This is a genomic window from Gluconobacter sp. Dm-62 (assembly GCF_018256155.1).
Taxonomy (GTDB): Bacteria; Pseudomonadota; Alphaproteobacteria; order Acetobacterales; family Acetobacteraceae; genus Gluconobacter.
In genome coordinates this window covers 134878-159133 of record NZ_JAERLY010000004.1, presented here as the reverse complement: position 1 = coordinate 159133, position 24256 = coordinate 134878, and the positions used below count along the sequence as shown (strand labels likewise).

Here is a 24256-nt window from a genome sequence, read left to right as displayed (position 1 = left end):
GACACGTTGGGTCCCGTTGCGCTGAGGTTACTGGCTGCGAGCACGTTGAGTGACATTCGTCCCCTGAACAGACGGCCGGTCCAGAATCTGGAGCCGGATGAAAAACCTGATCCGGACGGGCGTCTGGCCTGTACCGGAGTTACATATCACCACTTCGATCCGGTCAGGACAGGGTGCGGAAGGCTAGTCGCGCATCTGTCAAACGACGGGACGTCGTGGTGAGGACAGGAAAAGGCGGGAGCGGTACGGGAAAGGTTTAAGCCCGTGATCCGGTCGGACCGCACTTTACAGGTCCCTGTTGCGCAGGATGACTGAAACCGCCTTCCGTGGCAAGCGCGGTGTCTTTTCATTTGTTCGTGCGCTGTTTTCCGGTGGTTTTGTGCCATGTTCCTGACAGGGTTTCGTGTTGTATGCTTACCCCGTCATTCACCGCTGCGACCGGGAAACAAGGGATGCTGACGCGACGCACACTGGTAAGTGGTCTCTCGGGACTGCCGCTGCTGGCACCCATGACGGCATTTGCGCGTCATCCGCTCCATGGAAAACTGTCTGCACCTGCTGTGCATCGGGGCGCCGCGCCTCCAAAGCCACTTGTCATGCTGGACCCCGGACATGGCGGAAAAGACCCTGGTGCCATAGGGATTTCAGGTACTTATGAAAAGCATATTGCCGAAGCTGCTGCTTCCGAACTGAGCCGCCAGCTTCTTGCGTCCGGTCAGTACCGCGTCGCCATGACCCGTTCCGAAGACCGGTTCATTCCGCTTGAAGGCCGCGTTGAGCTGGCGCAGCGGCATCAGGCGCATCTCTTTATCTCGATGCACGCCGATGCCCTGCATGACAGGGATGTGCGGGGCGCGAGCGTCTATACGCTTTCGGGTGGCGCCTCTGACGCGCAGACGGCGTCCCTCGCGCGGACTGAAAACAGTGCCGATCGTTTCGCGGGACCGGCTTTTCACGGCATGTCTCCCGACGTGCAGCAGATCCTCGCCAGTCTCGTGTCAGAAGAAACGCGCCGGGGGTCCGCACATATGGCGTCAAGCGTCGTCAGTTCGTTCCGCAACAGGATCGGGCTGCTGACCCATCCGTCACGCCATGCGGCGTTCGTGGTTTTGAAGTCGTCCGAAATTCCGTCGGTTCTGGTGGAGATGGGATTCATGTCCAACCGGCTCGATGAAGCGGCGCTGCGTCAGGCCGTGCATCGGACGCAGGTGGCCAGTGCCATGAAAACCGCCATAGACCGCTATTTTGCGACACATTCGGGTGTCATGACGGGCTGATCTGCGGGTTTCGCAATAGAGACTTCACGGTCATGCGGGTTGCGCATGACGCAAGAATCGGTCATTTAACCCACCCATGACGTATCTTTCGATCCTCTCGCTTCGACTTATCGGCCCCTGAACGCCTTTCCAAGGCGGACAGCGCTCCGTTGCGTTCAGGGGATAACAGACCGAAAACCATCCTGAACCAGACGAGACGATCGCAATCATGACTTTCCACCATCCGTCCTTCGGCACCATCGCCGACGACCGCGTCATTATCTTCGACACCACGCTGCGCGACGGCGAACAGTCCCCCGGCTTTTCGATGAACATCGAAGAGAAGCTCCGCATGGCCCATGCGTTGAGCAATCTGGGTGTGGACGTGATCGAGGCCGGTTTTCCCGTTGCCTCAGAAGGCGATTTCGAGAGTGTCCGGCGCATTGCCGAAGATGTCCGCGGATCGGTGATCTGCGGTCTGGCCCGCAGCGGTGGCAAGCGCGACATCGAATCCTGTGGCGAAGCGCTGAAAAAGGCCGAGCGTCCGCGCATTCACAACTTCATTTCCACATCGCCGCTGCACATGAAGTACAAGCTGCGGATGGAGCCGGAAACGGTTCTGGAAATCATTGCGTCGGGCAACCAGAAGGCCCGTCAGTTCACGGATGACGTCGAATGGTCGGCCGAGGACGGCTCCCGTACCGATCCGGACTTCCTGTGCCGCTGCGTGGAAATGGCGATCCGCAATGGCGCCAACACGATCAACATCCCCGACACGGTCGGTTTCGCCACGCCGGAAGAAATGCGCGCCATCTTCACCATGCTGCGCGAGCGCGTGCCGGGTGCGGATCAGGTGATTTTCTCCGCCCATAACCATAATGATCTGGGGCTCGGCGTCGCCAACACGCTCGCTTCCGTCGAAGGTGGCGCGCGTCAGATCGAGTGCACCATCAACGGTATCGGCGAGCGTGCTGGCAATGCGGCGCTTGAAGAAATCGTCATGGCCCTGCGCACCCGTCATGACCAGTACGGCAAGACAACCGGTATCGAGACGACGAAGCTGCTGGGCATGTCGCGCATGCTCGCGACGATCACGGGCTTCGACGTTCAGCCGAACAAGGCGATCGTCGGCCGCAATGCATTCGCGCATGAAAGTGGCATCCACCAGGACGGTATCCTGAAAAACGCTGCGACTTACGAAATCATGACGCCGGAGAGCGTGGGCTGGAACAAGACCTCGCTGGTCATGGGCAAGCACTCAGGCCGCGCAGCGTTCCGTGACAAGCTGGCGCAGCTCGGTTATCCGCCGCTGGAAGATGAGGCCCTGAACGCAGCTTTCGCGCGTTTCAAGGATCTGGCCGACAGCAAGAAGGTTGTGTTCGACGACGATATCCGTGCACTCGTCGATGACGAGAGCCGCGATCACGAGCGTGTTCATCTGATTTCGCTGGAACTGGCATCCGGCACGAAGCAGAAATCCCACGCCAAGCTTGAAATCAGCGTGGACGGTGCCATCCAGTATGCAGAAGTCAGCGGAAACGGCCCCGTTGATGCAGCGTTCCGGGCTATTGGCGAAGCGTTCCCGCACACGGCCGAACTCGCGCTGTTCTCGGTGGCGAATGTCACCGAAGGCACGGACGCGCAGGCGCGCACGACGGTGCGCCTGCAGGAAAACGGCAAACTCGTGGACGGGCAGGGCGCCGATGCCGATACGGTTGTGTCCGCTGTTCGTGCGTATATTCACGCGCTGAACAAGCTGTTGACGAAGCGTGAGCGGACGGAGCCCGAAGCGCTGTCCTGATCTGTCAGGTTCAGAACACTTTCGGAAACGGGCCTGTGGGGAACCTGCAGGCCCATTTTTTTAGCACAGAATAAAACAACCATAATATATAGTATATATAAGCAGTGGACAAACATAATACGATCATTATGGTTCCCTTATCTGAGTAATAAGGGACCGTCATGCCGCATTCATGGCTCTATACGCTTTCAGGGCTTCTGGTTGGCTTCCTCGTCGGAATGACCGGGGTCGGTGGTGGGTCCCTGATGACTCCGTTGCTGATCCTGCTTTTTGGCGTGAAACCGCAATCGGCTGTTGGCACGGATCTGCTCTACGCGGCCATTACCAAGATCTTTGGAACAGCGCTTAACCGTCATCACGGCGTTGTACGTTGGAGAATCGTTCTTCTTCAGATGGCTGGTAGTCTTCCCGCCGGTCTGTTGTGCCTGATCTTCTTACGACATTTTGGTCCGAGCCCGTTCATCTCAAAGCTGATCACGGAAGTTCTGGGCGTGGCCCTTCTGCTGACGGTGCCGGCGATCCTGTTCAAGCCCTGGCTGCAGAAATGGTCCACCAATGCCGGGACGCTGCGCCCGCAGACGGTCGATGCCCTGACGGTTCTGCTGGGTATCGTTCTGGGAACGCTGGTGACACTCTCATCAGTAGGGGCGGGCGCCATCGGCATGGCTGCGCTGACGGTGCTGTATCCCCGGGTCAGCACACGGGTGCTCGTGGCGACGGATATCGCCCACGCCGTTCCGCTGGCGCTTCTGGCTGGTGGAGGACATTGGCTGCAAGGTGCCGTCGATTCAGTTGTGCTGGTGGAGCTGCTTATGGGGTCCATCCCAGGCATTCTGCTCGGAACGCTGCTGGCTGGACGCCTGCCGGAAGATGCTCAGAGATGGTTTCTGGGCATCCTCCTGGCGATCATCGGCCTGAGAATGATCTGAGGCTGATGGTTCCGGGCGGTGAGGCTTAGTAGCCGTATCCGCCCTGGTAATTCTGGGGCTGCTGCTGCGGATAGCCGCCCTGCTGGGAATACCCGCTATTGGGGGGATACTGGCAGTTCGTATTAGGCGGGCACTGGTACTGGGGCTGCTGGCAGGTCGTGCCGGGAGGGCACTGATACTGCGGCTGCATGTACTGACCCTGCTGCTGCGGGTAGCTGCCCTGCTGGTTGTTGTAATAACCCTGCTGCTGGCCGTTGCCATAGCCACTCTGATAGCCAGGGCGGTTGGGAGTGGTCACGGCACCCGCGCCGGCACCCAGAACGCCGCCAGCCAGCGCGCCGATTGCCGCACCGCGGCCACCGCCAGCCAGTGCACCGATCGCAGCGCCGGTTCCGCCGCCAAGCAGGCCGCCTCCCAGTGCGCGTGAGCCTGGGTCATAATTCCCTTCGCATCCACCCAGAGCCATAACCGTGGCGAATGCTCCGACCAGCGCGGTGCAGCGCAGGGCAGAATGGGAAAAAACGGTCCTCATAGTCCGAATCCTTGATCGTCTCTAACGGAGTGAGCGCTGCTTATAGCTCAATATCCGTTACGTGGGCGGTTGGGCGTTGTCGCCGCACCAACTGCCGCACCTGTGCCACCTCCCGCAAGGGCACCGATGAGCGCGCCATGGCCACCACCAGCCAATGCGCCGATTGCCGCACCGCCGCCTGCACCAATCAGTGCACCGGACCCGGCACGGGAGCCGCTGTCATAGGGGCTGCCACAGCCGGTCAGAGCGACGCCACAGAGGGCCAGAGCTGCCAGAAAGCGCGGTGTTGTGAAGGTCTTCATGACAAAACATCCTGTTTGGCGTTCCGAACCACGGTCCGGTGATCGGCATGGAAGGAACGATTTCACAATTCTAGACACTCACAACGTGACAGAAGGGTGGCAGGATCAGGGCGCACAATTATTTTTTTCAATGTCGCTCGATGGGATCTGTACGATCCGTTAACGCCACGCGCATTATATTGACTCTCCGGGCCTTGCTGAACCTGCTGTGTCTGGTTAAGTCCACCCGCGGGGAACCGCCCCGCAATCACGATCCGCTATCTGTCCCCCGCACAGAGCTGCGCCAGGAGTTTTGGATGTTTTCTCGTCTGCTGGGTCTCATGTCTGCCGACATGGCCATCGACCTCGGCACTGCCAACACGCTCGTTTATGTCAAGGGTCGTGGCATTGTCCTCGATGAGCCTTCCGTTGTGGCGATCGCCGAGGTGCGGGGCAAGAAGCAGGTTCTTGCGGTTGGGAACGAAGCCAAGCAGATGGTCGGCCGTACGCCGGGAAACATCACGGCTATCCGTCCGCTGCGGGACGGTGTGATCGCGGATTTTGAAGTCGCGGAGGAAATGATCAAGCATTTCATCCGCAAGGTTCACAACCGCCGCGCCTTCGCGAGCCCGCAGATCATCATCTGCGTGCCTTCTGGCGCCACGGCTGTTGAACGTCGCGCAATTCAGGAAAGTGCCGAGAGTGCGGGTGCGCGTAAGGTCATGCTGATCGAGGAGCCCATGGCGGCAGCCATCGGCGCTGGCCTCCCGGTCACGGAGCCTTCGGGCAGCATGATCGTGGATATCGGTGGCGGGACGACGGAAGTGGCCGTCATTTCGCTGGGCGGTATCGTCTATGCCCGTTCGGCGCGCGTGGGCGGGGACAAGATGGACGAAGCCATCATCTCCTATATCCGCAAGACCTATAATCTGCTGGTCGGCGAAAGCTCGGCAGAGCGCATCAAGATCGAGCTTGGTTCGGCCATGATGCCGGATGATCCCGCAAACCCGGACGGTCCGCTGACGGAAATCAAAGGACGTGATCTCATTAACGGCGTGCCGCGCGAAGTGATCGTCAGCCAGGCCCAGATCGCCGAGAGCCTGGCCGAGCCGGTCATGCAGATCGTCGATGCCGTGACGACCGCGCTTGAAAACACGCCGCCCGAACTCGCGGCCGACATTGTGGACAAGGGCATCGTTCTGTCCGGTGGCGGTGCGCTGCTGTACCGTCTGGACGAGGTGCTGCGCCTCTATACGGGTCTGCCCGTAACGGTCGCGGAGAACGCCCTGTCCTGCGTGGCACTTGGAACAGGGCGGGCGCTTGAAGAAATGCGTCGTCTGCGCAGCGTTCTGAGCAGCATGTACTGAGGACTGTCTAACGCCGGATGCTTTCCATCCATGCCCGGCAGGTGCTTGCAAAGGCGGTCCTGCCCATCCTGATCCTGCTGGCGGTCGGGCTTGTCCTTCTCGGACTGGTCCGTCGTCCGGCCGTTGACGGGGTGCGACTTATGGCGACGGATTTCATGGCGCCGGCCTATCATGGGCTCGTCTGGCCGCAGGAGCGCGCCACAGTCTGGCTGACGGACCTGCGCGGTGCGACGGATCTGGCGAAAGAAAATGCCCGGCTGCGCGAAGAAAACCGTGCTCTGCGGCATTGGTATGACGTTGCGGTGGCGCTCGCGGCCGAGAACGGTCGTCTCAAGAAAAGCCTGCACTGGATCCCCGAGACGGTGCCTCAGTATGTGACCGGTCGGGTGACGCGGGACGACGGTGGCCCGTACTCACGTGCAGTTCTGCTGGATGTGGGCAGTGGACATGAGGTGCGGATCGGGGATGTCGCGCTGGACGCTGCAGGGCTGCTGGGACGTGTGACCGAAGTCGGGCCCCATACGGTCCGCGTTCTGATGATCAACGATGATGCGAGCCGCATTCCTGTGACGCTTGGAAGCTCACATGGGGATGCGATCATGGCTGGTGACGATACCGCCGCGCCGCGCCTGATCTTCTATCCACAGGATCACCACCCTGTTGAGGGCGAGCGCGTGGAAACCCGCGGCCAGAGCACGATGCCTGCCGGACTGCCGGTTGGCACGGTCCATTACAGTGCACCGAACCGGCCGGTCGTGGTTCCGGATGCGGATCTGGACCGACTGGATATCGTCCGCGTGTTCGATTACGGCGATGACGATTCGCAGGCACCTGATGCGCCAGGCCGTGTGAAGGTGCGCAAACTGCCGCAAAATCCGCTGACCGGTCCTCTGCCGTTCTCATGGCTGCCCAATCTGCCGGACATGCCGGGGCGGGGAGGGCAGTAAGCGCCATGGTTGCCGAGAACTCCACGCCGCATCTGCACTCCGCGGTTGAGCCCAAACAGACCTTCCGCCGCGCGCTCGACATGTCCAGCAGGGCGGCCATGCCGTCGCTGTTCATCATGTTGTCCGCCATTCTGCTGTCCGCACCGTTCGGAATTCCGGGGCAGGCGCAGCTTCAGTTTGGGATTGCGATGTGTACGGTCTGGTTCTGGGCGCATAGCCGCCCCCGTTCCATGCCAGCACTTGCGGTTTTTTTGTGCGGGCTGATCGTGGAAATTTTCAGTTTCGGGCCGCCGGGCACAGTGCTGCTGTCCCTGCTTGTGATTTATGGCGTGGCGCATCACTGGCGCTATGGCCTGTCGCGTCTGGGTTTCATCGCTGGGTGGCTGATTTTCAGCATTTTCGCTGTTCTGGCCTCCTTTTTTCAGTGGGCGCTGGTGTGCCTGCATGCCGTTGCACTGCTTTCTCCCGCACCTGGCCTCTTTCAGGCGGCGCTTACAATCGGTATCTATCCCAGCCTGACAGCGCTGTTTGTCTGGGGACGCCGCACATTTGCCAATCCCGATCAGGCCTGACAGCGTCTTCTGCGTGCCGCGTGGAAGGCTGTTTTCTTTTCCGGATCTGAATTTCTGCCCTGATGTTTTCCCGAAAAACCCCTTTCCGGTCGCGGATGCGCCAAAAGCGCCAGGCTGAGCCTGTGCGTTCGGGGCGGGGCGTCTTCACGCGCCGTGCGCTGCTGGTCATGGCCGTGCAGGCCGGGGTGCTGGGTGTGCTCGGGCGGCGGCTGTATAATCTGCAGGTCGTGGATGGGGGGCACCTGCGCCAGCTTGCCGAACGCAACCGGACGAGCAAGCGTCTTCTCGCGCCAGCCCGCGGCACGGTTCATGACCGCTTCGGTATCGCGCTGGCGGACAACAAGGTCAGCTGGCGCGCGCTTCTGATGCCGGAAGAGACGACGGATATTCCGGCCGTCATCGAGCGCTTTTCCCAGATCGTCCCGCTGGATGAACATGACCGTGCGCGCATCGAACGTGATCTGCGGCATGTCCATAAATACGTGCCCGTCACGTTGCATGAATTCCTGTCTTGGGACGACATGGCCCGGATCGAGCTGAATGCGCCCTCTCTGCCGGGTGTTCTGGTCGATGTGGGATCGACACGGCTTTATCCGTTCAAGGATCTGATGGCCCATATCGTGGGCTATGTCGCACCGCCAAACGAAGAGGACGTCTCCAAGGACACGACGCTGTCGCTGCCGGGAATGCGGGTTGGACGGGCCGGGATCGAACAGACGCAGGAAGCATCCCTGCGTGGCGAATCGGGTTCCGTGGAGATGGAAGTCAACGCCGTCGGTCGCGTGATTGGCGAGATCGATCGCGTGGAAGGCCAGCAGGGCGAGGATGTGCGCCTGACGCTGGACTCCGTCCTTCAGCAGCAGGTGCTCAACCGTCTTGAAGACCGTGTGGCCAGTGCGGTGGTCATGGACTGTCGCAACGGCGAGGTGATGGCGATGGTCAGCACGCCGTCCTTCGATCCGTCGCTGTTCGATTCCGGCGTCAGTCACGCCCAGTGGAACGAATGGGCCAGCGATCCGCGCACGCCGCTGGTGGACAAGGCGGTGTCCGGTCTCTACCCGCCCGGCTCGACCTTTAAACCCGCCGTGGCCCTTGCCGCCCTCAAATCAGGCTCCGTTACGGCACAGGACCGCTTCAACTGCCCTGGATATTACGATCTGGGCGGTGTGCGCTTCCATTGCTGGAACCGCTGGGGCCACGGCATGATCAACATGCGTGAGGGTCTGAAATTCTCCTGCGACGTCTATTTCTATGAAGTGGCGCGCCGGTGCGGCATGGACCCGATCAAGGCGGTCGGCAATGCGATGGGGCTGGGCGTCAAGCCTGAGATCGAGCTGCCGCATGTCCGGTCCGGCGTGATCCCGACGCCTGAATGGCGGCAGAAGCACGGCTTCCACTGGAATGGTGGCGATACGGTCAATGCGGGCATTGGGCAGGGTTTCGTGCAGGTCACGCCGCTGGAACTTGCCACCTATACCTCCCGTATTGCTTCGGGCCGGAACGTGCAGCCGCATCTGCTACGCGCGACCAACGATCAGCTTTCAGCGCTGGCTTCAGTGGAGGACGTGGCAAAGGTCGATCTGCCGCCGGACTATCTGGACGTCGTGCGGGGCGGGATGTTCGCGGTCGTCAACGATCAGCATGGCACGGCCCCCAAGGCGCGGCTGGACCTGCCGGGGATCCAGATGGCGGGAAAGACGGGGTCGGCACAGGTCCGCCGTGTTTCACGCGCACTGCGTGAGTCCGGGCACTTCAATTCCATGAACCTGCCCTGGGAATACCGGCCCCATGCGCTGTTCATCTGCTTTGCGCCTTACGACAATCCGAAATATGCCGTCGCAGTGGTTGTGGAACATGGGAATGCTGGTGCGGATGAAGCCGCGCCTCTCGCCAAGCTCATCATGACCGACACCTTGCTGCGCGACCCGGCCAGTGATGTCCGTCCTGCCGCCCCAACTGTTGCACCACCACCAGCCGGAGCAGAAACGCCGGCCGCTCCGGCTGAAGCCATCCCCTCTGTTTCCACAGCCCCTCCCGTCGCAGACGCTCACTCGGAGCCGGGGACAACGCAATGAAGCGCAATGGCCTGAACACGTTCGGCTTCCTTAAATCCGATCGGCGTCTCCTACGGGCCGAGCCCGATTTCCGCCCGATGGCGCGCCTGCTTCAGGTCAACTGGATCTATGTTCTGCTGGTCTGCGTGCTAGCGGGGGTGGGCTATATCGCGCTCTATTCAGCCGGTGGTGGTTCGGCCAAGCCGTTTGCCGCGCCGCAGATGGTGCGGTTTGGGTTCGGTCTGGTGATGATGATCGCCGTCTCGCTCATCAGCCCCCGTCTTCTGCGTATGGCGGCGGTTCCGGTCTATCTTCTTTCGGTCACGCTGCTCGCCCTTGTGTTGCGGATGGGGCATGTGGGAAAGGGCGCGGAACGCTGGATCAATCTGGCGGGGATGCAGTTCCAGCCCTCCGAATTCGCGAAAATCGGCCTCGTTCTGATGCTGGCGACCTGGTTTCACCGGATCGGTAACGAACGGATGGGCAATCCGCTGCGCCTGATCCCGCCCGCACTTCTGACGCTGCTGCCGGTCCTGCTAGTGCTCAAGGAACCCAATCTCGGGACTGCGACGATTATCGGTGTCATCGGGGCGACGCTGTTCTTCGCAGCCGGGATGCGCCTGTGGCAGATCGTGCTGCTCGTGGCGCCACTGCCGTTCATGGGCAAGCTGATCTACAGCCATCTGCACGACTACCAGAAGGCCCGGATCGATACGTTCCTGCATCCCGAACATGATCCGCTGGGTGCGGGTTACAACATCATCCAGTCCAAGATCGCGCTCGGCTCCGGTGGCATGTGGGGCGAGGGATACCTGCATGGCAGTCAGGGCCAGCTGAACTTCCTGCCGGAAAAACAGACGGACTTCATCTTCACCATGATCGGAGAAGAGTGGGGCTTTGTCGGCGGGATCGCCGTCATTGTGCTGCTGGGAACGCTCGTTATGGGGGGCATGCTCATCGCCATCCGCAGCCGCAACCAGTTCGGGCGGCTGCTGGGTCTGGGCATTGCGATGGATTTTTTTCTGTACTGCGCGGTGAACCTGTCCATGGTTATGGGGGCCATCCCGGTGGGTGGTGTGCCGCTGCCGCTCATTTCCTATGGTGGCTCGGCCATGCTGACGATGATGTTCGGCTTTGGGCTGCTCATGTCCGCCTGGGTGCATCGCAACGAGCGTGATCCGGGTGTGGAAGAGGACGAGGACTAACCGGCCAGAAGGTCCGCCAGATCATTCTGCACGGTAAAGGCAGGTGCGTGTGCGACCGGTTCCAGCGCAGGCACGCCGCATGCCATCAGAAAATCCGCGATCCGGTCCAGTGTTTCGGGATCTCGTGTTGGATCATCTGCATTGCCCTGCGGCACCCAGATCAGGGTCTCGTACCGGGCCCGTGTCAGCAGGACGCGATAGGTGTTCAGCCGCCATAAAGTCGCTTCCGCTGCACTGACATTGGCCCATTTCGTGCCCGAAAAGCGGCGCGGCTGCCAGCGATCGCCTGAAGGTGCGCGGATCAGATCGCCATCCCAGCACAGCCCCACAAAATCCAGTTCCAGCCCCTGAATGGCAAACTCCGTCGCACAGGTCTCAAGGGCGTCAGACGCCCGGATATCCCTATCCGGAACCCAGCGGTTCAGGAACCATTGGGACACGGCCTTGTCGTCCATGTGCGGGACTTCACAGCCAAGCCCTTCGGCCCGAAGACGTTTCGCTTTCGAACTTGCAACCAGCCCACACCGATAGGTCAGGCGCGAGCGATGACGCAGCCCGGCACGCAGATCGTCCAGACTGCGCGTGAGCCGAAACGGCAGATCTGTCAGCCCGGCCAGATGCCGTGCCGTTTCGACGTCTCCATCAAGGACGGCATTGACCCATCGGGGGGCGGTCTCCTCGCGCAGGGATCGGATGGCGACACCGAGATGTAAAAAGCGCTGCCTTCCGGCTTCGAGCGTGGCAGGCAGATGCGTCAGATCCCCGGTTCCGATCACGTCCGGAGCCGCCTCAACGTGCCACGCCGGGCGGCTCAGAAGGGCCTCACCCCAGCAGGCCAGACCGCCTTCACCATCATTGATTTCTTGCCCATGCCCGATCAGGCACAGAATGGCCGCGAACCCGTCATGCCGTCCCATGATGTCCAGCAGATGCGCGGGCTCGGACTCTGTCAGCTTCACATGCCGCTGTTGGCTTTTGCGGACAGCCTGAGTCTGCGTCCAGCAGCGCTGGGCCTCGTCAATGACCATGATCTGCTCGGGCGGACATTCCGCCGGACGCCCGACATAGTGATCGCGGAATTTGGTCAGGGATTGGATGGTGGACTCCATCCGCTGTTCCACGAGGGGACGCTTCTGCCCCCGCCTGACCGTATCGCGCGTCAGGGCCTCGCGTAGCACCGAGACAAGGGTGGGGTTTCCGGTCAGGAACGTCGCACCCGTTCCATCGCTCCCATCTGCAAAAGCCGCCTTCAGGCCACACAGCGTCTTACCCGCGCCCGGAATACCCGAGACGAACACGATGACCTTGCGCCCAGCCGTCCGGGCAGTTTCCAGAATGCTGGCGATACAGGCCGAGGTCTGCGTCAGGTTTGTCGCGTCCGCACGGGCCGTGTGGATATCGGCAACGCTATGTGTCGCGTAGATCTGCCGGGCGGCTTCCACGATGCTCGGGACCGGATCGTAGGGGGCATGTTCCCACTGCGCGGGGATGAGTGGGTGATCGGTATGAGCCGTCTGCGCCGTGTGCGCCGCCAGCGTGGTCAGCAGCGTTTTCAGTCCCGCTGCATTGACGCGCTGAACCTCCGTGACGCCCAGCGGGAGCAGAAGAGGGGATGTTTGAGCACGGGGCGGCGCATCTGTGGCAACCAGAATGGGAATGAGCGGATGGGCCCGGCTGGTAGCATGAAAATCCAGCAGGTCGAGCGCATAACCTTCCGTCTGGGAGAGCGCTGCACCGTCGAAACTGGACGCGCCGATCTTGAATTCCAGCACATAAATCGCGCCGGGTGAGACCAGAACCGTGTCAATTCTCCCGCCAAGCCGCGGGATCGGGAACTCGAACAGAACCTGCCAGTCCTGCGCGTTGGGAATTGTCGGAAGAATGTCGCGCAAAAGGTCAATCTGCGCTTCCCAGGCACGAGCCTGCTGCGGCTCGCCCTGAAAACGGTTCTGCACCACCTTATGGGCTAAAGCGGCGCAGAGTTGGGCCGGGGGAGTGTGAAGGAGCGTGGTGACGGACCCGGACCACCACGCTCCCATGGCCTCAGCCCTCGATCTGGCCGAAATCGGCGATCAGGGCCGTCGTCTCGCGGAAGCGGGACAGCAGTCTGAGGCGATTGGCCCGCACCTCCGGCTCCGGCGCGTTGACCGTCACGGCTCCGAAGAAACGGTCCAGCGTCGGACGCAGGGCCGCAATGGCCTGCATCGCATCAGTGAAACGCTCTTCCTTCAGGGCCGTCTCGATTGCGGGAACGGCCTGATCGAGACCGGCAGCCAGAGCGCGTTCCTCGTCCTGCGTATAGAGGGTGGGATCGGGTGCGCCGGTATGCGGGCCGTCCTTCTTGTCCTCGATGCGCAGGATGTTGGCGGCGCGCTTGGCGGCGGCGAGCAGGTTGCGTCCGTCTTCCGTCTGGATCATCTCTGACAGCGCCGAAGTCCGGGCCAGAAGCCGGACCAGATCGCCATCCAGCGCTGTTGGTACAAGTTCCCCTACGGTGTCAAAGCGCTTTCCAGCAAAGCATGCATCAAGAACATCGTGCCTTTGACCTTCTGTGCGAAGGATAACGCGCAGACGTTCTTGAATAAACGGCATCAATTTTGTTTGGGATTGAACGTCTTTGAATGGATTGTCGTGGAAACTGTCTGCTGCTCTGGCAAGAAGGTCAGACAAGTCTAAACGCAGCCCGTTGTCACGGATCGTCCGGATGATGCCCAGAGCCGCACGACGCAGCGCATACGGATCGCCCGAACCACTCGGCAGTTCACCGATGGCAAAAAAACCGGCCAGCAGGTCGAGCCGGTCCGCGAGCGCCACAGCGACCGAAACCGGTGCCTTGGCCGTCTCATCGGACTGACCGCGCGGCAGGTAATGCTCGGCCACGGCACGGGAGACGGCCTCGTCTTCACCATCATGCGCCGCGTAATAGCCGCCCATGACGCCCTGAAGTTCCGGGAACTCGCCGACCATTCCGGTCGTCAGATCCGCCTTGGCCAGCAGACCCGCGCGTTCAGCCTGCGCGATCTGTGCGCCATCAAGACCCATGGCCTGCGCCACGGTGCCTGCAAGCTTCGAGATCCGCTCGGCGCGCTCGGCCTGCGTGCCCAGCTTGGCATGGAACGTTACCGCCGCCAGCGCCGGAACACGGTCGGCCAGCGTGGTCTTGCGATCCAGATCCCAGAAATGCCGCGCATCGGCAAACCGGGCGCGAAGCACGCGCTCATTGCCCGCCGTGGTCAGCTTGCCGCCATCCTTGAACGGCAGGTTGCCGATGAAAGCGAAATACGGTGCAGCCTTGCCGTCTGGATTGCGCAGCGCGAAATAGCGCTGGTTGATCCGCATGGAGACCTGCATCACTTCGGCCGGCAGGTCCATGAACGCAGCGTCGATTTTACCCAGAAGCGGGACCGGATATTCGACCAGCCCGCAGACTTCATCGACCAGCCCGTCATCCTGCACGACCGTAATGCCATGCTGGTCCGCCAGACGCGCTACACCCGTGCGCACCATGTCGCGGCGGCTGTCCATGTCCACGATGACCGAACGCGTTTCAAGCTCGTCCTGCCACTGCTGGCCAGACAGGATCTCGAACGCGCCCGGAGCGAGAAAGCGATGGCCTTCGGAGAGGTTGGACGCCTTCAGACCATGCGCGTCATCCCCGTCACGGGCGAGGGCGAATGGCACGACGTGCCCATCCAGCAGGCAGGCGATCCGACGCAGCGGGCGCACCCATGTGAAGTTCGACCCCGCGCCCCAGCGCATGGATTTCGGCCAGGGGAACTTCCACAGAAGCTCCGGCACGGCTTCGGACACGCGGCTTTCCGCACTCACCGGGTCGAGCGACTTGTTCAGAACCCAGAAGCCGTTTTCCAGCGTCAGATCCGCCGGTGTGACGCCATGCTTGCGGGTGAAGCCTTCCAGCGCCTTTTCCGGTGCACCTTCACGCGGGCCACGCTCAGACACGCTGCGGGCCGGGATTTCGGCATCGACATTCAGGATCGCCGCGATACGGCGGGCACCGAAGAAAATGCGCAGATCACGCGGATTCAGGCCGTCGAGCGCTTTGGTCAGCAGCGAACCCAGATCGTTCGCCGCACGGGCCTGCATGCCGGAGGGGATTTCCTCGCTGAACAGTTCGATAAAGAGTTCAGCCATGGGACGTCTCCTCCTCACCGGCGAGCCAGGCGTCGCAGGCGGCTTTGGCAAGCGCACGGACGCGCCCGATATAGGATGCGCGCTCGGACACGGAAATCACGCCCCGCGCATCCAGCAGATTGAACAGATGCGAGGCCTTGAGGCACTGGTCATAGGCAGGCTGGGCCACGCCGGCCTCGGACAGCCGGATGGACTCCCGCTCGGCATCGTTGAAATGGGTGAGCAGCATCTGCGTGTCGGCGAGCTCGAAATTATGGCGTGAATAGTCCTGCTCGGCACGCAGAAACACGTCGCCATAGGTCAGGCCACGGCCGTTGAAATCGAGGTCGTAAACGTTTTCGACGCCCTGCACATACATCGCCAGACGCTCGAGTCCATAGGTCAGTTCCGTCGATGGCATGACGGTCGGAATACCGCCAACCTGCTGGAAATAGGTGAACTGCGAGACCTCCATCCCGTCACACCAGACTTCCCAGCCCAGTCCCCAGGCGCCGATGGTCGGGTTTTCCCAGTCATCCTCGACGAATCGGATATCGTGCAGCTCGGGGTCGATCCCGATGGCACGGTAGCTGTCGAGCAGAAGCTGCTGGCTGTCTTCCGGCGTCGGCTTGAGCAGCACCTGATACTGGTAATAGTGCTGAAGACGGTTCGGGTTCTCGCCGTAACGGCCATCCGAGGGACGGCGGCAGGGCTGCACATAGGCAGCGGCCCAGGGCTTGGGGCCGAGTGCGCGGAGCGTGGTGTGAGGGGAGAGCGTGCCTGCTCCGAGTTCGGTATCGTAAGGCTGCAAAATGGCGCAGCCCTTCTCGGACCAGAATTGATGAAGGCGCAGGATCAGGTCCTGGAAGCAGAGCGGCCGGGTCGCAGACAATTCGATAGGCTCCGGTTGGCAGAAATCGGGCGTCACCTTACAGCCACCGGCCCATAACCGGAAGGGAGCGTCATTTAGCGATCTTGTGGCCGATCTTGTAGACTGCGTGTGAGTGCATCATATGATTGACGCTCTGCAATTTCTTCATCTGGAAGGATGATGACGATGAACAACGAAGAACGCGATCTGATCGCCCGTTTCGTCGCCCGTGTCGGGGGAGGGCCGCAGGTCACGGGGCCTGGACAGCCACCGGCCGCCCCTCTGCCGCCCATCGACCCAGAAGCGGACCGCTTCATCGCCGACAACTTCCAGAAATATCCGGAAGCCCGCTATCGCGTGACCCAGATGGCCGTGGTGCAGGAAGCCGCTCTGGCACAGGCGCAGAACCGTATCCGTCAGCTCGAATTCCAGCTCCAGCAGGCCCAGCAGCAGCTCGCGCAGGTGCAGCAGTCCGGCGCGTCCAAGCCGGGCCTGTTTGGTGGCCTCTTCAGCGGCGGCAACCGTCCGCAGCAGTCCGCGCCGCCGCCGGGCTGGGGCTCACAGGCTGCTCCGCCGCCGAACTTCATGCCGCAGCAGCAGTACGCCTATCCGCCAGGCTATCAGCCGGGCATGTTCCAGCGTGGCGGCTCGGGCTTCCTTGGCTCGGCCCTGACGACAGCCGCAGGTGTGGCGGGTGGCATGATGGCCGCCAACGCGCTTGAAGGCCTGTTCTCCGATCATCATGGCGGCGGCGATGCAGCCGGTGGCTGGGGCACGGGTGGCGACACCATCATCAACAATTACGGCGGTGATGCTTCCGCCTCCGACCCCTTCGGCGGCTCGGGCACGGATGCCGGTAATTTCTCCAACTCCGATTTCGGCGGCGGCGATTCTGGTGGCGGCGGTGACTTCGGTGGCGGTGACGGCGGCGGCGGATTCGACGACATGTTCTGATCCTGTCCTCACCAGACAGATGTTTTTCAAAAGCCCGTCCGGACACGATGTCCGGGCGGGCTTTTTGATGTTTGCCAACCCGCCGGCCTATGCTGCGTTCGCTCTCATGACTGTCCCCAATCCCCGCCCGGGAGGCTATATCCGATGTCCCAATCCGTCCCGAACGCTGATTTTCGCGATCTCTGTGCTTTCGATACGCTCGAAGACGGCAAGATCACGCCATTTTCCCTGGATGGCACGCCGGTGGTTCTCATCCGGGACGGGGACAGCGTGCATGGCTTTGCGGGCAAGTGCCCCCATAAGGAGGCACCGCTGGAACAGGGCGCCTTCTGCCGGACGGAAAAAGGCAGTGTGCTGGTCTGCCCCTGGCACAAGGCTGTTTTCGACGCGACGGATGGCAGCCTCGTTGAACCGCTGGCCCTTGATCCGCTGCCGCAATATCCGGTCCAGATCGTGGATGGCAGGGTGCTGGTCGGACTGAAGCCAAAGCTGCGGCAGGCTCCGGAAAAACGGCAGGAAAACGAGAGCGTCCTGCTTCTGGGGGCTGGGGCCGCGGCTGTCAGCGCGGCGGTGACGCTCCGGGCGGAAGGATTTGCGGGCACCATCACGATGGTGAGCGAGGAAAAGGATCTTCCTTACGACCGCACGGCCCTGAGCAAGACCGTCCTCGTCAGCGAATCCGAAAAGGCCCATGCGCCGCCTGTACGGGAAGAAGAATTCTACACCGAACGCGGCATCACCCGTGTCCGGGGGCATGTGGCGCAGTTCGATCCGCAGACCCGCACGGCCAAATTGCAGGACGGCACGGATCTGACCGCCGATCATGTTCTGATCGCCACGGGGGCCGTAACCAGAAAGCCGGACATTCCCGGCGTGGACATGAAAGGCGTCTATACGCTGCACCGCGAGGCCGATGCGGAGCGGATTGCAGCCATTCTGGACTCGAATCTGGCGGTGACGATCGTGGGGGCTGGGTTCATCGGCCTTGAAGCGGCCTCATCCCTGCGTCAGCGTGGCGTGGGCGTGACGATCATCTCTGACAGCGAAATCCCGATGGAAAAGCAGTTCGGCCGCGAAATCGGTATCCGCCTGCGGCAATTGCATGAAGAAAACGGCGTGGCATTCGTCTCAGACGCACGGGTCACGGAGATCTATGCCGAGGACGGTGGCGACGGAACCGCCTCCGGTGTGGAGCTTGACGACGGCACACGTCTGCCAGCCGCTTTCGTGCTTCTGGGCGTGGGGGTGACGCCGGTTACGGATTACGTGTCGGGGCTGGAGCGTGACGAACATGGTGCGATTGTCGTGAACGGCCAGATGCGGGTGACGCAGGGCGATGAGGTTGTGGCCTATCCCAATGTCTATGCCGCAGGCGATGCCTCCGCTGTCTTCCATGATGGCGCACCCCGGCGAATCGAGCACTGGCGCCATGCCGAAGTGCAGGGTCGCATCGCGGCTCTGGCGATGATGGGGCATGACACCCCGAATGTTCCGATGCCGTGGTTCTGGACGCAGCAGTTCGGCAAGAAAATCGAGCTTCTGGGATGGGGCGAGAGCTTCGATAACGTTGCGCTGGAAGGCGATATCCGCGGTTTCAAGTTCCTTGCGACCTATCTCAAGGATGGCAGGCCCGTCGCACTGGCCGGAGCAGGGCATGCGGCCGACATGGCGCGGGCTGCGGTCGATTTTGCCGGTTTCATGCAGGAAAAGGCCTGAACGCGCCTGTGAACTCGCAGAAAACTTGACATGAGAGGGCCGTCCCGGCTTCCTGCGCGCACTTATCCGCACAGGACGTTGAAGAGGCCCGACATGCATCCATACCGCACCCATGACTGTAGCGCCCTGCGTGAGGAGAATGCCGGACAGGTCGTCCGTCTCTCCGGCTGGGTGCACAGCAAGCGCGATCATGGCGGCCTGCTGTTCATCGACCTGCGCGATCATTACGGCGTGACGCAGATCGTCATCCCCTCCGGCACGGACCTGCTGGAAAAGGCCGAGCGCCTGCGCGTCGAGAGCGTCATCACCGTGACCGGCAAGGTCGTGGTGCGTCACGGATCGCAGCGCAACCCGAACCTGCCGACCGGTGATGTAGAAGTTCTGGCCGACGCCCTTGAAGTCCGCTCCAGCGCAGAAGTTCTGCCGTTCCAGGTGGCGGGCAACGAGAACTATCCCGAAGACCTGCGTCTGAAGTATCGCTACATCGACCTGCGCCGCGACAAGATGCACCAGAACATCCTGCTCCGCAGTAAGGTCATCACGAGCCTGCGTCAGCGCATGATCGCGCAGGGCTTCACCGAGTTCCAGACGCCGATCCTGACGGCTTCGTCTCCCGAAGGCGCGCGTGACTTCCTCGTCCCGGCGCGTCTGCATCCGGGCAAGTTCTACGCCCTGCCGCAGGCTCCGCAGCAGTTCAAGCAGCTTGCGATGGTTGCCGGTTTCGACCGCTACTTCCAGATTGCACCCTGCTTCCGCGATGAAGCGTCGCGCGCTGACCGTAGCCCGGGCGAGTTCTATCAGCTCGATTTCGAGATGTCGTTCGTCACGCAGGAAGACGTCTTCACGGTGCTCGAACCCGTCCTCGCCGGCGTGTTCAACGAGTTTACGCCCGAAGGCTGGAAGATCACGGACGGCGCATTCCCGCGCATTCCTTATGCCGACGCCATGCGCGACTACGGCTCTGACAAGCCGGATCTGCGTAACCCGCTGATCATCAAGGACGTCACGGAAGCCTTCCGCGATTCCGGCTTTGGCCTGTTTGCCAAGATCGCAGCGTCCGGCGGCCAGATCCGTGCGATCCCGGCTCCGGGTGCGGGTGATCGTCCGCGCGGCTTCTTCGACAAGCTCAACACCTGGGCGCGTGAAAGCGGTGCCGGTGGTCTGGGCTACATCATTTTCGAAGCAGAAGGCGGCAAGGGCCCGATTGCCAAGAACCTCGAAGCGGATCGCGTCGAGAGCATCCGTGAAGCCTGCGGCCTGAAGGCTGGTGACGCTGTGTTCTTCGCAGCAGGCAAGGGGGATGAGGTCGCCAAGTTCTCTGGCGTCGTCCGCACCAAGGTCGCAACCGAGCTGGATCTGATCGAGAAGAACGCGTTCCGTTTCTGCTGGGTCGTGGACTTCCCGATGTTCGAGCTGAACGAGGAAACCGGGAAGGTCGACTTCTCGCACAACCCGTTCTCCATGCCGCAGGGTGGTCTCGACGCCCTGAACACTCAGGACCCGCTGACGATCAACGCCTATCAGTACGACATCGTCTGCAACGGCGTGGAACTGTCCTCCGGCGCGATCCGGAATCATCTGCCGGAAGTCATGCTGCGGGCCTTCGAGATCGCAGGCTACGGCCCCGAAGTCGTGGAAGAGCGTTTCGGCGGCATGCTGAACGCCTTCCGTTACGGTGCCCCGCCACATGGTGGCGCCGCACCGGGTGTGGACCGTATCGTGATGCTGCTGGCCGATGAGCCGAACATCCGCGAAGTCATTCTCTTCCCGCTCAACCAGAGCGGCGAGGACCTGATGATGGAAGCTCCGGCCCCGATCGAACCGGCCCGCCTGAAAGAGCTGCATCTCGCGCTCGACCTGCCGAAGCCCAAGCCGACCGCCAGCAAATAAGCCTTAAGCAGCCTCATTCGCTGTTTCAGAACCGGCATCTTCCATTCGGGAGATGCCGGTTTTTTTATGCCGCCTGCAACACTTCGTCATTTCTGTCGTTGGAGAAACAGATCCCAACCTTCGAGGCAGAATTTTCCATGGCTGACGACAAGAAGAACGCCTTCCTGACAGACGTGCAGACGCTGCGCGCCAATGCAAAGAAATCTCTCGACGATGGTGCCGTCACGGCCACCTATAGGGGCGACGTCAAAACCGCGATCGACATCCTTCAGGCTGTTGTCGCGACCGAACTGGTCTGCGTCCTGCGCTACACGATGCACGCCATTTCCGTTGAAGGTCTGACAAGCGAAAGCGTTGGCGCGGAGTTCAATGAACACGCGGCGTCCGAGCGCAAACACATGCTGGCGGCCGCAAACCGCATCGACCAGCTTGGTGGCGTACCGAACTTCAATCCCGAAGGCCTGGCTACCCGTTCCGCCACTGAATACGGCAATGGCGGCAATCTCGTTGAAATGGTGAAGCAGGACCTGATCGCCGAGCGCGTGGTGATCGAGCATTATCAGGAACTGATCCGCTATTTCGGCGACAAGGACCCCACAACTCGCATCATGCTTGAAGGCTTCCTGGCTGACGAGGAAGATCACGCCACGGATCTGCACGACCTGCTGGTCGCTCATGAAGGCAAGCCGTTTCTGAACTGATCGCGGCCCGTCGTTCATCTGAAGAGGGGGTGCTTCCTGTTACGGGACGTGCCCTCTTTTTTTGCGATCAGTATCGGATGGCTAAGTCTGGAAACATAAAATTATGCGCTGCCCGGATTCCGCCATAGATGCGCCTCATGGCCGCCCGCAGCACCCTGGCATCATCTTTCCGTGACAAGGCGTCATGAGAAGGAGAGCATTGATGCTGAAACATCTGTCAGGGATCTTGGCTGTTTCCGCCCTGTTTGCAGGTACGATGGCGATTGCGCCCATGACGGGAACAGCCCACGCACAGTTTGTGCCCTATAGCGGCCCTTACCGTCAGCCGCCGCCACCGCCGCACGTCCTGCCCGAGCCCATTCCGCCGCATGGGAATGGGATGCGCTGGGTGCCGGGGCACTGGCGCTGGAGCGGGAATGGCTATCAGTGGCAGTCCGGCCATCTGACGCGAAAACCCAATCTGCGTCACGCCTGAGATGGGGAAGGGGCCGGAGGACCCCTCCCGCCTCCTAAGCTGTCAGACCGTGACGAGAACCGGGACGTGATCGGAGGCTTTTTCTTTGCTCCGCTCGTCCCAGTCGATCATGAAAGACTTCAGTCGTTCAGTCAGGCTTGCGGAGAGCAACGCATAATCGATCCGCAGTCCTGAGTTCCGCTGGAACGCCCCGGCCTGATAGTCCCAGAACGTGTAATGCCGACCCGTAGGATGCAGGGCCCGCAGTGCATCCGTCAGGCCCATCCATTCCAGCCTGCGGAAAGCCGCGCGTGTCTCGGGACGCACCAGTGCATCATCGAGGGGGAGGGCGCCGGGAGCCAGATCCTCGTCCGTCGGGCAGACATTGAAGTCCCCGATGAACGCGAACGGCTTTTCCGCATCCAGCAGAACCCGTGCTCGCGCCGCCAGGGCGTCGAAGAACGCCAGCTTGGTCGCGTAACCGTCTTCGCCGCCGGAATTGCCGTTCGGCAGATAGAGATTGCCGATCGTAATCCCGTCGAGTTCCGTTTCGATATAGCGGGCGGACGGATGCTCAAATCCCGGCAGCGCATGATGCGTGACCGTGAAAGGCCGACGCCCGATCAGCGCCACGCCGTTATAGGCTTTCTGCCCCGAGGTCGCGACATGCAGCCCGGCTTCCGCGAACAGCGCCGGGAACTGGCTGTCCTCGCATTTGATTTCCTGAAGGCACAGCAGATCGCATTCTGGATGGCGTTCCAGCCAGTCCTGAACATGATGGGCGCGGGCGCGGATGGAGTTGATGTTCCAGCTTGCGAAGGTGAACGGCGTCGGGCTCATCGGATCAGGCCAGCGAGAAGCTGGTGCCACAGCCACAGGACGAGGCGGCATTGGGGTTCGTGACCGTGAAATGCGCGCCCATCAGCTTATCCACGAATTCCAGCTCGGCGTTTTCCAGCAGGTCGAGGCTGGTCGTATCAACAAACACCTGCGTGCCATCGCGTTCGATGACGACATCATCCGCAGCCCGGTCGCGTTCCAGCCGGAACTGGTACTGAAACCCGTTGCAGCCTCCCGCCAGAACCGCAACGCGCAAGGCAAGCCCGTCGGGCTCGGGCTGGGCTGCGATGATGTCCTTGATGCGCGCGGCGGCGCTGGCGGAAATGCTGAAAGGCACGGTGTCGGACATGGGCGTGTGTTCCCGGACTCTGAAAAGGCGGCTGGACCCTGTAAGGCCCAGCAAGACGGCTGCGGTCCTGATTATATGGTCAGAGAGGCCCGAAGGGCAAAGGCTCCGTGGTTGCGCGGATGTGGGGCTGGCGTAGAATGAGCGTGTAATCCAGCCGCAGACGGCGCTCTACGGGCCGTAATGCCTGCGGGCGAGGTTTGCGGACAGGCGGCTCACACACAGGACATGTCTTGATGGTAGCGATCTACGCGGTACAGGACTCCGGCTCCCGGGGCAGGCTCTATTCCGAAGTGGAAAGCCCGGTCCGCTCCCCCTGGCAGCGCGACCGCGACCGCGTGCTGCACTCTGCCGGGTTCCGGACCCTGCAATATAAAACGCAGGTCTTCATCAACCATGAAGGCGATTTTTTCCGCACCCGCCTGACACATTCGCTCGAAGTTGCGCAGATCGCGCGCTCCATTGCCCGCAATCTGGACCTGAACGAGGACCTGACGGAGACCGTCTCGCTGGCCCATGATCTCGGTCACACGCCGTTCGGTCATGCCGGTGAAGACGCGCTGTCTCTCGCGATGAAGGACTGGGGTGGTTTCGACCACAACACCCAGTCGCTGCGTCTCGTGACGGCTCTTGAAGCCCGTTACCACGCCTTTGATGGTCTGAACCTGACCTGGGAAGCGCTCGAAGGGCTTGCCAAGCATAACGGCCCGGTCAAACGCCCGACGCCCTATTTCGTGGACTACGACGCAAAACACCATCTGGATCTGCAAAGCCACGCCTCGGCCGAAGCGCAGGTTGCGGCCATGTCGGATGATATCGCCTATCACGGCCATGATTTAGATGATGGTCTGCGCGCCGGGCTACTGTCTTTTGAAGATATCGCAGACCTGCCGCTGGTCGGCGAAGCCCTGCGCCGGTCCCGTGACATGGAACGTCAGATCGGGCGTGAGGCGTCCGATCAGGCCCAGCGTGTGCGTCATGAAACCATCCGCGTTGTCATCAACCAGCTCGCCACCGACCTGACGGAGCAGACGCGCCGGAACCTCGAAGCCCTTAATCCGCAATCGGCGGACGATATCCGCAATGCCGGATATCCTGTCGTGGCATTCAGTCCGGAAATGCGGGAAGCCAACAAGGCCATCCGCAAGTTTCTCTATGCCAATATGTACCGCCACTGGCGCGTCAACCGTATGGCGCGGAAGGCCAAGATCGCCGTGCGCGAAATTTTCGACATCCTGTCCGAAGATCCCGGCCTTCTGCCCGATCCGCTGCGCGGACATGCAAAAGCCGCCGATGACGTGCAGCGCAGGCGTCTGGTGGCCGATTATATTGCCGGAATGACCGATCGTTTCGCGATGGAAGAACATCGACGGTTGACGGACCTCTCCGTGCTGGGCTGATAGAGCCTC

General features: G+C 61.6%; 21 protein-coding genes. 14 read left to right on the top strand and 7 right to left on the bottom strand.

The window, feature by feature from the left end; all coding sequences use genetic code 11:
- The first annotated feature begins 452 nt into the window (after window positions 1-452).
- The 3 genes from JK202_RS06720 (at window position 453) to JK202_RS06710 (ending at window position 3986) form a co-directional block, all read left to right on the top strand.
- On the top strand, window positions 453-1277 hold the full coding sequence (locus JK202_RS06720; protein ID WP_211559465.1) for an N-acetylmuramoyl-L-alanine amidase: 825 nt from the start codon (window positions 453-455) through the stop codon (window positions 1275-1277).
- A gap of 208 nt (window positions 1278-1485) precedes the next feature.
- The gene (locus tag JK202_RS06715) at window positions 1486-3057 is read left to right on the top strand and encodes a 2-isopropylmalate synthase (RefSeq protein WP_211559463.1); all 1572 of its coding nucleotides are present in this window, start codon (window positions 1486-1488) and stop codon (window positions 3055-3057) included.
- A gap of 161 nt (window positions 3058-3218) precedes the next feature.
- Window positions 3219-3986 (top strand): sulfite exporter TauE/SafE family protein, encoded by a 768-nt coding sequence (locus JK202_RS06710; protein ID WP_211559461.1) that lies wholly within the window; start codon window positions 3219-3221, stop codon window positions 3984-3986.
- A 25-nt stretch (window positions 3987-4011) separates the two neighbouring features.
- On the opposite strand, the gene JK202_RS06705 is transcribed toward JK202_RS06710, so the two are convergent.
- Window positions 4012-4518, bottom strand: coding sequence for a hypothetical protein (locus JK202_RS06705; protein WP_211559459.1), 507 nt, complete (start codon window positions 4516-4518; stop codon window positions 4012-4014).
- Between the two features lie 47 nt (window positions 4519-4565).
- A complete protein-coding gene (locus JK202_RS06700) occupies window positions 4566-4820 on the bottom strand; it encodes a YMGG-like glycine zipper-containing protein (RefSeq protein WP_211559457.1) in 255 nt (84 codons plus the stop codon).
- A gap of 296 nt (window positions 4821-5116) precedes the next feature.
- Here JK202_RS06700 and JK202_RS06695 point away from each other — a divergent pair, with 296 nt between their 5' ends.
- The 5 genes from JK202_RS06695 (at window position 5117) to rodA (ending at window position 10944) form a co-directional block, all read left to right on the top strand.
- Window positions 5117-6166, top strand: coding sequence for a rod shape-determining protein (locus JK202_RS06695; RefSeq protein WP_011253257.1), 1050 nt, complete (start codon window positions 5117-5119; stop codon window positions 6164-6166).
- 17 nt (window positions 6167-6183) lie between these two features.
- Entirely contained in the window at window positions 6184-7113 is a 930-nt protein-coding gene (mreC, locus tag JK202_RS06690; protein WP_211559455.1) for a rod shape-determining protein MreC, read from the top strand.
- A 5-nt stretch (window positions 7114-7118) separates the two neighbouring features.
- Entirely contained in the window at window positions 7119-7685 is a 567-nt protein-coding gene (locus tag JK202_RS06685; RefSeq protein WP_211559453.1) for a hypothetical protein, read from the top strand.
- Window positions 7686-7747: 62 nt separating this feature from the next.
- Complete coding sequence (gene mrdA / locus JK202_RS06680; RefSeq protein ID WP_249199749.1) at window positions 7748-9760, top strand: penicillin-binding protein 2; 2013 nt, start codon at window positions 7748-7750, stop codon at window positions 9758-9760.
- Window positions 9757-10944 carry a rod shape-determining protein RodA gene (gene rodA / locus JK202_RS06675; protein WP_211559451.1) on the top strand — a complete coding sequence of 396 codons (1188 nt, stop codon included), beginning with the start codon at window positions 9757-9759 and terminating at the stop codon, window positions 10942-10944. Before mrdA ends, rodA begins: the two co-directional genes overlap by 4 nt.
- On the opposite strand, the gene JK202_RS06670 is transcribed toward rodA, so the two are convergent.
- From JK202_RS06670 to JK202_RS06660, 3 genes are read right to left on the bottom strand one after another with little or no spacing between them, the layout of a single operon-like run.
- On the bottom strand, window positions 10941-12983 hold the full coding sequence (locus JK202_RS06670) for a DUF2075 domain-containing protein (protein ID WP_211559449.1): 2043 nt from the start codon (window positions 12981-12983) through the stop codon (window positions 10941-10943). The two genes, rodA and JK202_RS06670, sit on opposite strands and share 4 nt — an antisense overlap.
- A 4-nt stretch (window positions 12984-12987) precedes the next feature.
- Entirely contained in the window at window positions 12988-15096 is a 2109-nt protein-coding gene (gene glyS, locus JK202_RS06665) for a glycine--tRNA ligase subunit beta (protein ID WP_211559447.1), read from the bottom strand.
- On the bottom strand, window positions 15089-15967 hold the full coding sequence (locus tag JK202_RS06660; RefSeq protein WP_062033727.1) for a glycine--tRNA ligase subunit alpha: 879 nt from the start codon (window positions 15965-15967) through the stop codon (window positions 15089-15091). Before JK202_RS06660 ends, glyS begins: the two co-directional genes overlap by 8 nt.
- A gap of 165 nt (window positions 15968-16132) precedes the next feature.
- Between JK202_RS06660 and JK202_RS06655 the strand changes: the two genes are divergently transcribed.
- The 5 genes from JK202_RS06655 to JK202_RS06635 all read left to right on the top strand — a co-directional run bounded on the left by JK202_RS06655 (window position 16133) and on the right by JK202_RS06635 (window position 21682).
- The gene (locus tag JK202_RS06655) at window positions 16133-16900 is read left to right on the top strand and encodes a DUF2076 domain-containing protein (RefSeq protein ID WP_211559445.1); all 768 of its coding nucleotides are present in this window, start codon (window positions 16133-16135) and stop codon (window positions 16898-16900) included.
- A gap of 144 nt (window positions 16901-17044) precedes the next feature.
- The gene (locus JK202_RS06650; protein WP_211559443.1) at window positions 17045-18616 is read left to right on the top strand and encodes an FAD-dependent oxidoreductase; all 1572 of its coding nucleotides are present in this window, start codon (window positions 17045-17047) and stop codon (window positions 18614-18616) included.
- A gap of 93 nt (window positions 18617-18709) precedes the next feature.
- A complete protein-coding gene (gene aspS, locus JK202_RS06645) occupies window positions 18710-20506 on the top strand; it encodes an aspartate--tRNA ligase (RefSeq protein WP_211559441.1) in 1797 nt (598 codons plus the stop codon).
- Between the two features lie 137 nt (window positions 20507-20643).
- Window positions 20644-21207 (top strand): bacterioferritin, encoded by a 564-nt coding sequence (locus tag JK202_RS06640; RefSeq protein WP_211559439.1) that lies wholly within the window; start codon window positions 20644-20646, stop codon window positions 21205-21207.
- Window positions 21208-21409: 202 nt separating this feature from the next.
- Window positions 21410-21682, top strand: coding sequence for a YXWGXW repeat-containing protein (locus tag JK202_RS06635; protein ID WP_211559437.1), 273 nt, complete (start codon window positions 21410-21412; stop codon window positions 21680-21682).
- A 42-nt stretch (window positions 21683-21724) separates the two neighbouring features.
- Here JK202_RS06635 and JK202_RS06630 read toward each other — a convergent pair whose 3' ends face one another.
- Together JK202_RS06630 and JK202_RS06625 are read right to left on the bottom strand one after the other, a co-directional pair.
- Window positions 21725-22501, bottom strand: a complete 777-nt coding sequence (locus JK202_RS06630; RefSeq protein WP_211559691.1) for an exodeoxyribonuclease III — start codon at window positions 22499-22501, stop codon at window positions 21725-21727.
- A gap of 4 nt (window positions 22502-22505) precedes the next feature.
- A complete protein-coding gene (locus JK202_RS06625; protein WP_211559435.1) occupies window positions 22506-22850 on the bottom strand; it encodes an iron-sulfur cluster assembly accessory protein in 345 nt (114 codons plus the stop codon).
- Between the two features lie 233 nt (window positions 22851-23083).
- Between JK202_RS06625 and JK202_RS06620 the strand changes: the two genes are divergently transcribed.
- Window positions 23084-24247, top strand: a complete 1164-nt coding sequence (locus tag JK202_RS06620) for a deoxyguanosinetriphosphate triphosphohydrolase (protein ID WP_211559433.1) — start codon at window positions 23084-23086, stop codon at window positions 24245-24247.
- Window positions 24248-24256: the final 9 nt, after the last annotated feature.

Excerpts from the sequence above, each read along its gene's own strand:
- JK202_RS06625 (WP_211559435.1), bottom strand. The coding sequence starts at position 22,850 with ATGTCCGACACCGTGCCTTTCAGCATTTCCGCCAGCGCCGCCGCGCGC.
- mreC (WP_211559455.1), top strand. The coding sequence starts at position 6,184 with ATGCTTTCCATCCATGCCCGGCAGGTGCTTGCAAAGGCGGTCCTGCCC.
- JK202_RS06635 (WP_211559437.1), top strand. The coding sequence starts at position 21,410 with ATGCTGAAACATCTGTCAGGGATCTTGGCTGTTTCCGCCCTGTTTGCA.
- JK202_RS06685 (WP_211559453.1), top strand. The coding sequence starts at position 7,119 with ATGGTTGCCGAGAACTCCACGCCGCATCTGCACTCCGCGGTTGAGCCC.
- JK202_RS06670 (WP_211559449.1), bottom strand. The coding sequence starts at position 12,983 with ATGGGAGCGTGGTGGTCCGGGTCCGTCACCACGCTCCTTCACACTCCC.
- JK202_RS06650 (WP_211559443.1), top strand. The coding sequence starts at position 17,045 with ATGTCCCAATCCGTCCCGAACGCTGATTTTCGCGATCTCTGTGCTTTC.
- JK202_RS06630 (WP_211559691.1), bottom strand. The coding sequence starts at position 22,501 with ATGAGCCCGACGCCGTTCACCTTCGCAAGCTGGAACATCAACTCCATC.
- JK202_RS06720 (WP_211559465.1), top strand. The coding sequence starts at position 453 with ATGCTGACGCGACGCACACTGGTAAGTGGTCTCTCGGGACTGCCGCTG.
- JK202_RS06715 (WP_211559463.1), top strand. The coding sequence starts at position 1,486 with ATGACTTTCCACCATCCGTCCTTCGGCACCATCGCCGACGACCGCGTC.
- JK202_RS06620 (WP_211559433.1), top strand. The coding sequence starts at position 23,084 with ATGGTAGCGATCTACGCGGTACAGGACTCCGGCTCCCGGGGCAGGCTC.
- rodA (WP_211559451.1), top strand. The coding sequence starts at position 9,757 with ATGAAGCGCAATGGCCTGAACACGTTCGGCTTCCTTAAATCCGATCGG.
- mrdA (WP_249199749.1), top strand. The coding sequence starts at position 7,748 with ATGTTTTCCCGAAAAACCCCTTTCCGGTCGCGGATGCGCCAAAAGCGC.
- JK202_RS06695 (WP_011253257.1), top strand. The coding sequence starts at position 5,117 with ATGTTTTCTCGTCTGCTGGGTCTCATGTCTGCCGACATGGCCATCGAC.
- JK202_RS06655 (WP_211559445.1), top strand. The coding sequence starts at position 16,133 with ATGAACAACGAAGAACGCGATCTGATCGCCCGTTTCGTCGCCCGTGTC.
- glyS (WP_211559447.1), bottom strand. The coding sequence starts at position 15,096 with ATGGCTGAACTCTTTATCGAACTGTTCAGCGAGGAAATCCCCTCCGGC.
- JK202_RS06640 (WP_211559439.1), top strand. The coding sequence starts at position 20,644 with ATGGCTGACGACAAGAAGAACGCCTTCCTGACAGACGTGCAGACGCTG.
- JK202_RS06700 (WP_211559457.1), bottom strand. The coding sequence starts at position 4,820 with ATGAAGACCTTCACAACACCGCGCTTTCTGGCAGCTCTGGCCCTCTGT.
- aspS (WP_211559441.1), top strand. The coding sequence starts at position 18,710 with ATGCATCCATACCGCACCCATGACTGTAGCGCCCTGCGTGAGGAGAAT.
- JK202_RS06710 (WP_211559461.1), top strand. The coding sequence starts at position 3,219 with ATGCCGCATTCATGGCTCTATACGCTTTCAGGGCTTCTGGTTGGCTTC.
- JK202_RS06705 (WP_211559459.1), bottom strand. The coding sequence starts at position 4,518 with ATGAGGACCGTTTTTTCCCATTCTGCCCTGCGCTGCACCGCGCTGGTC.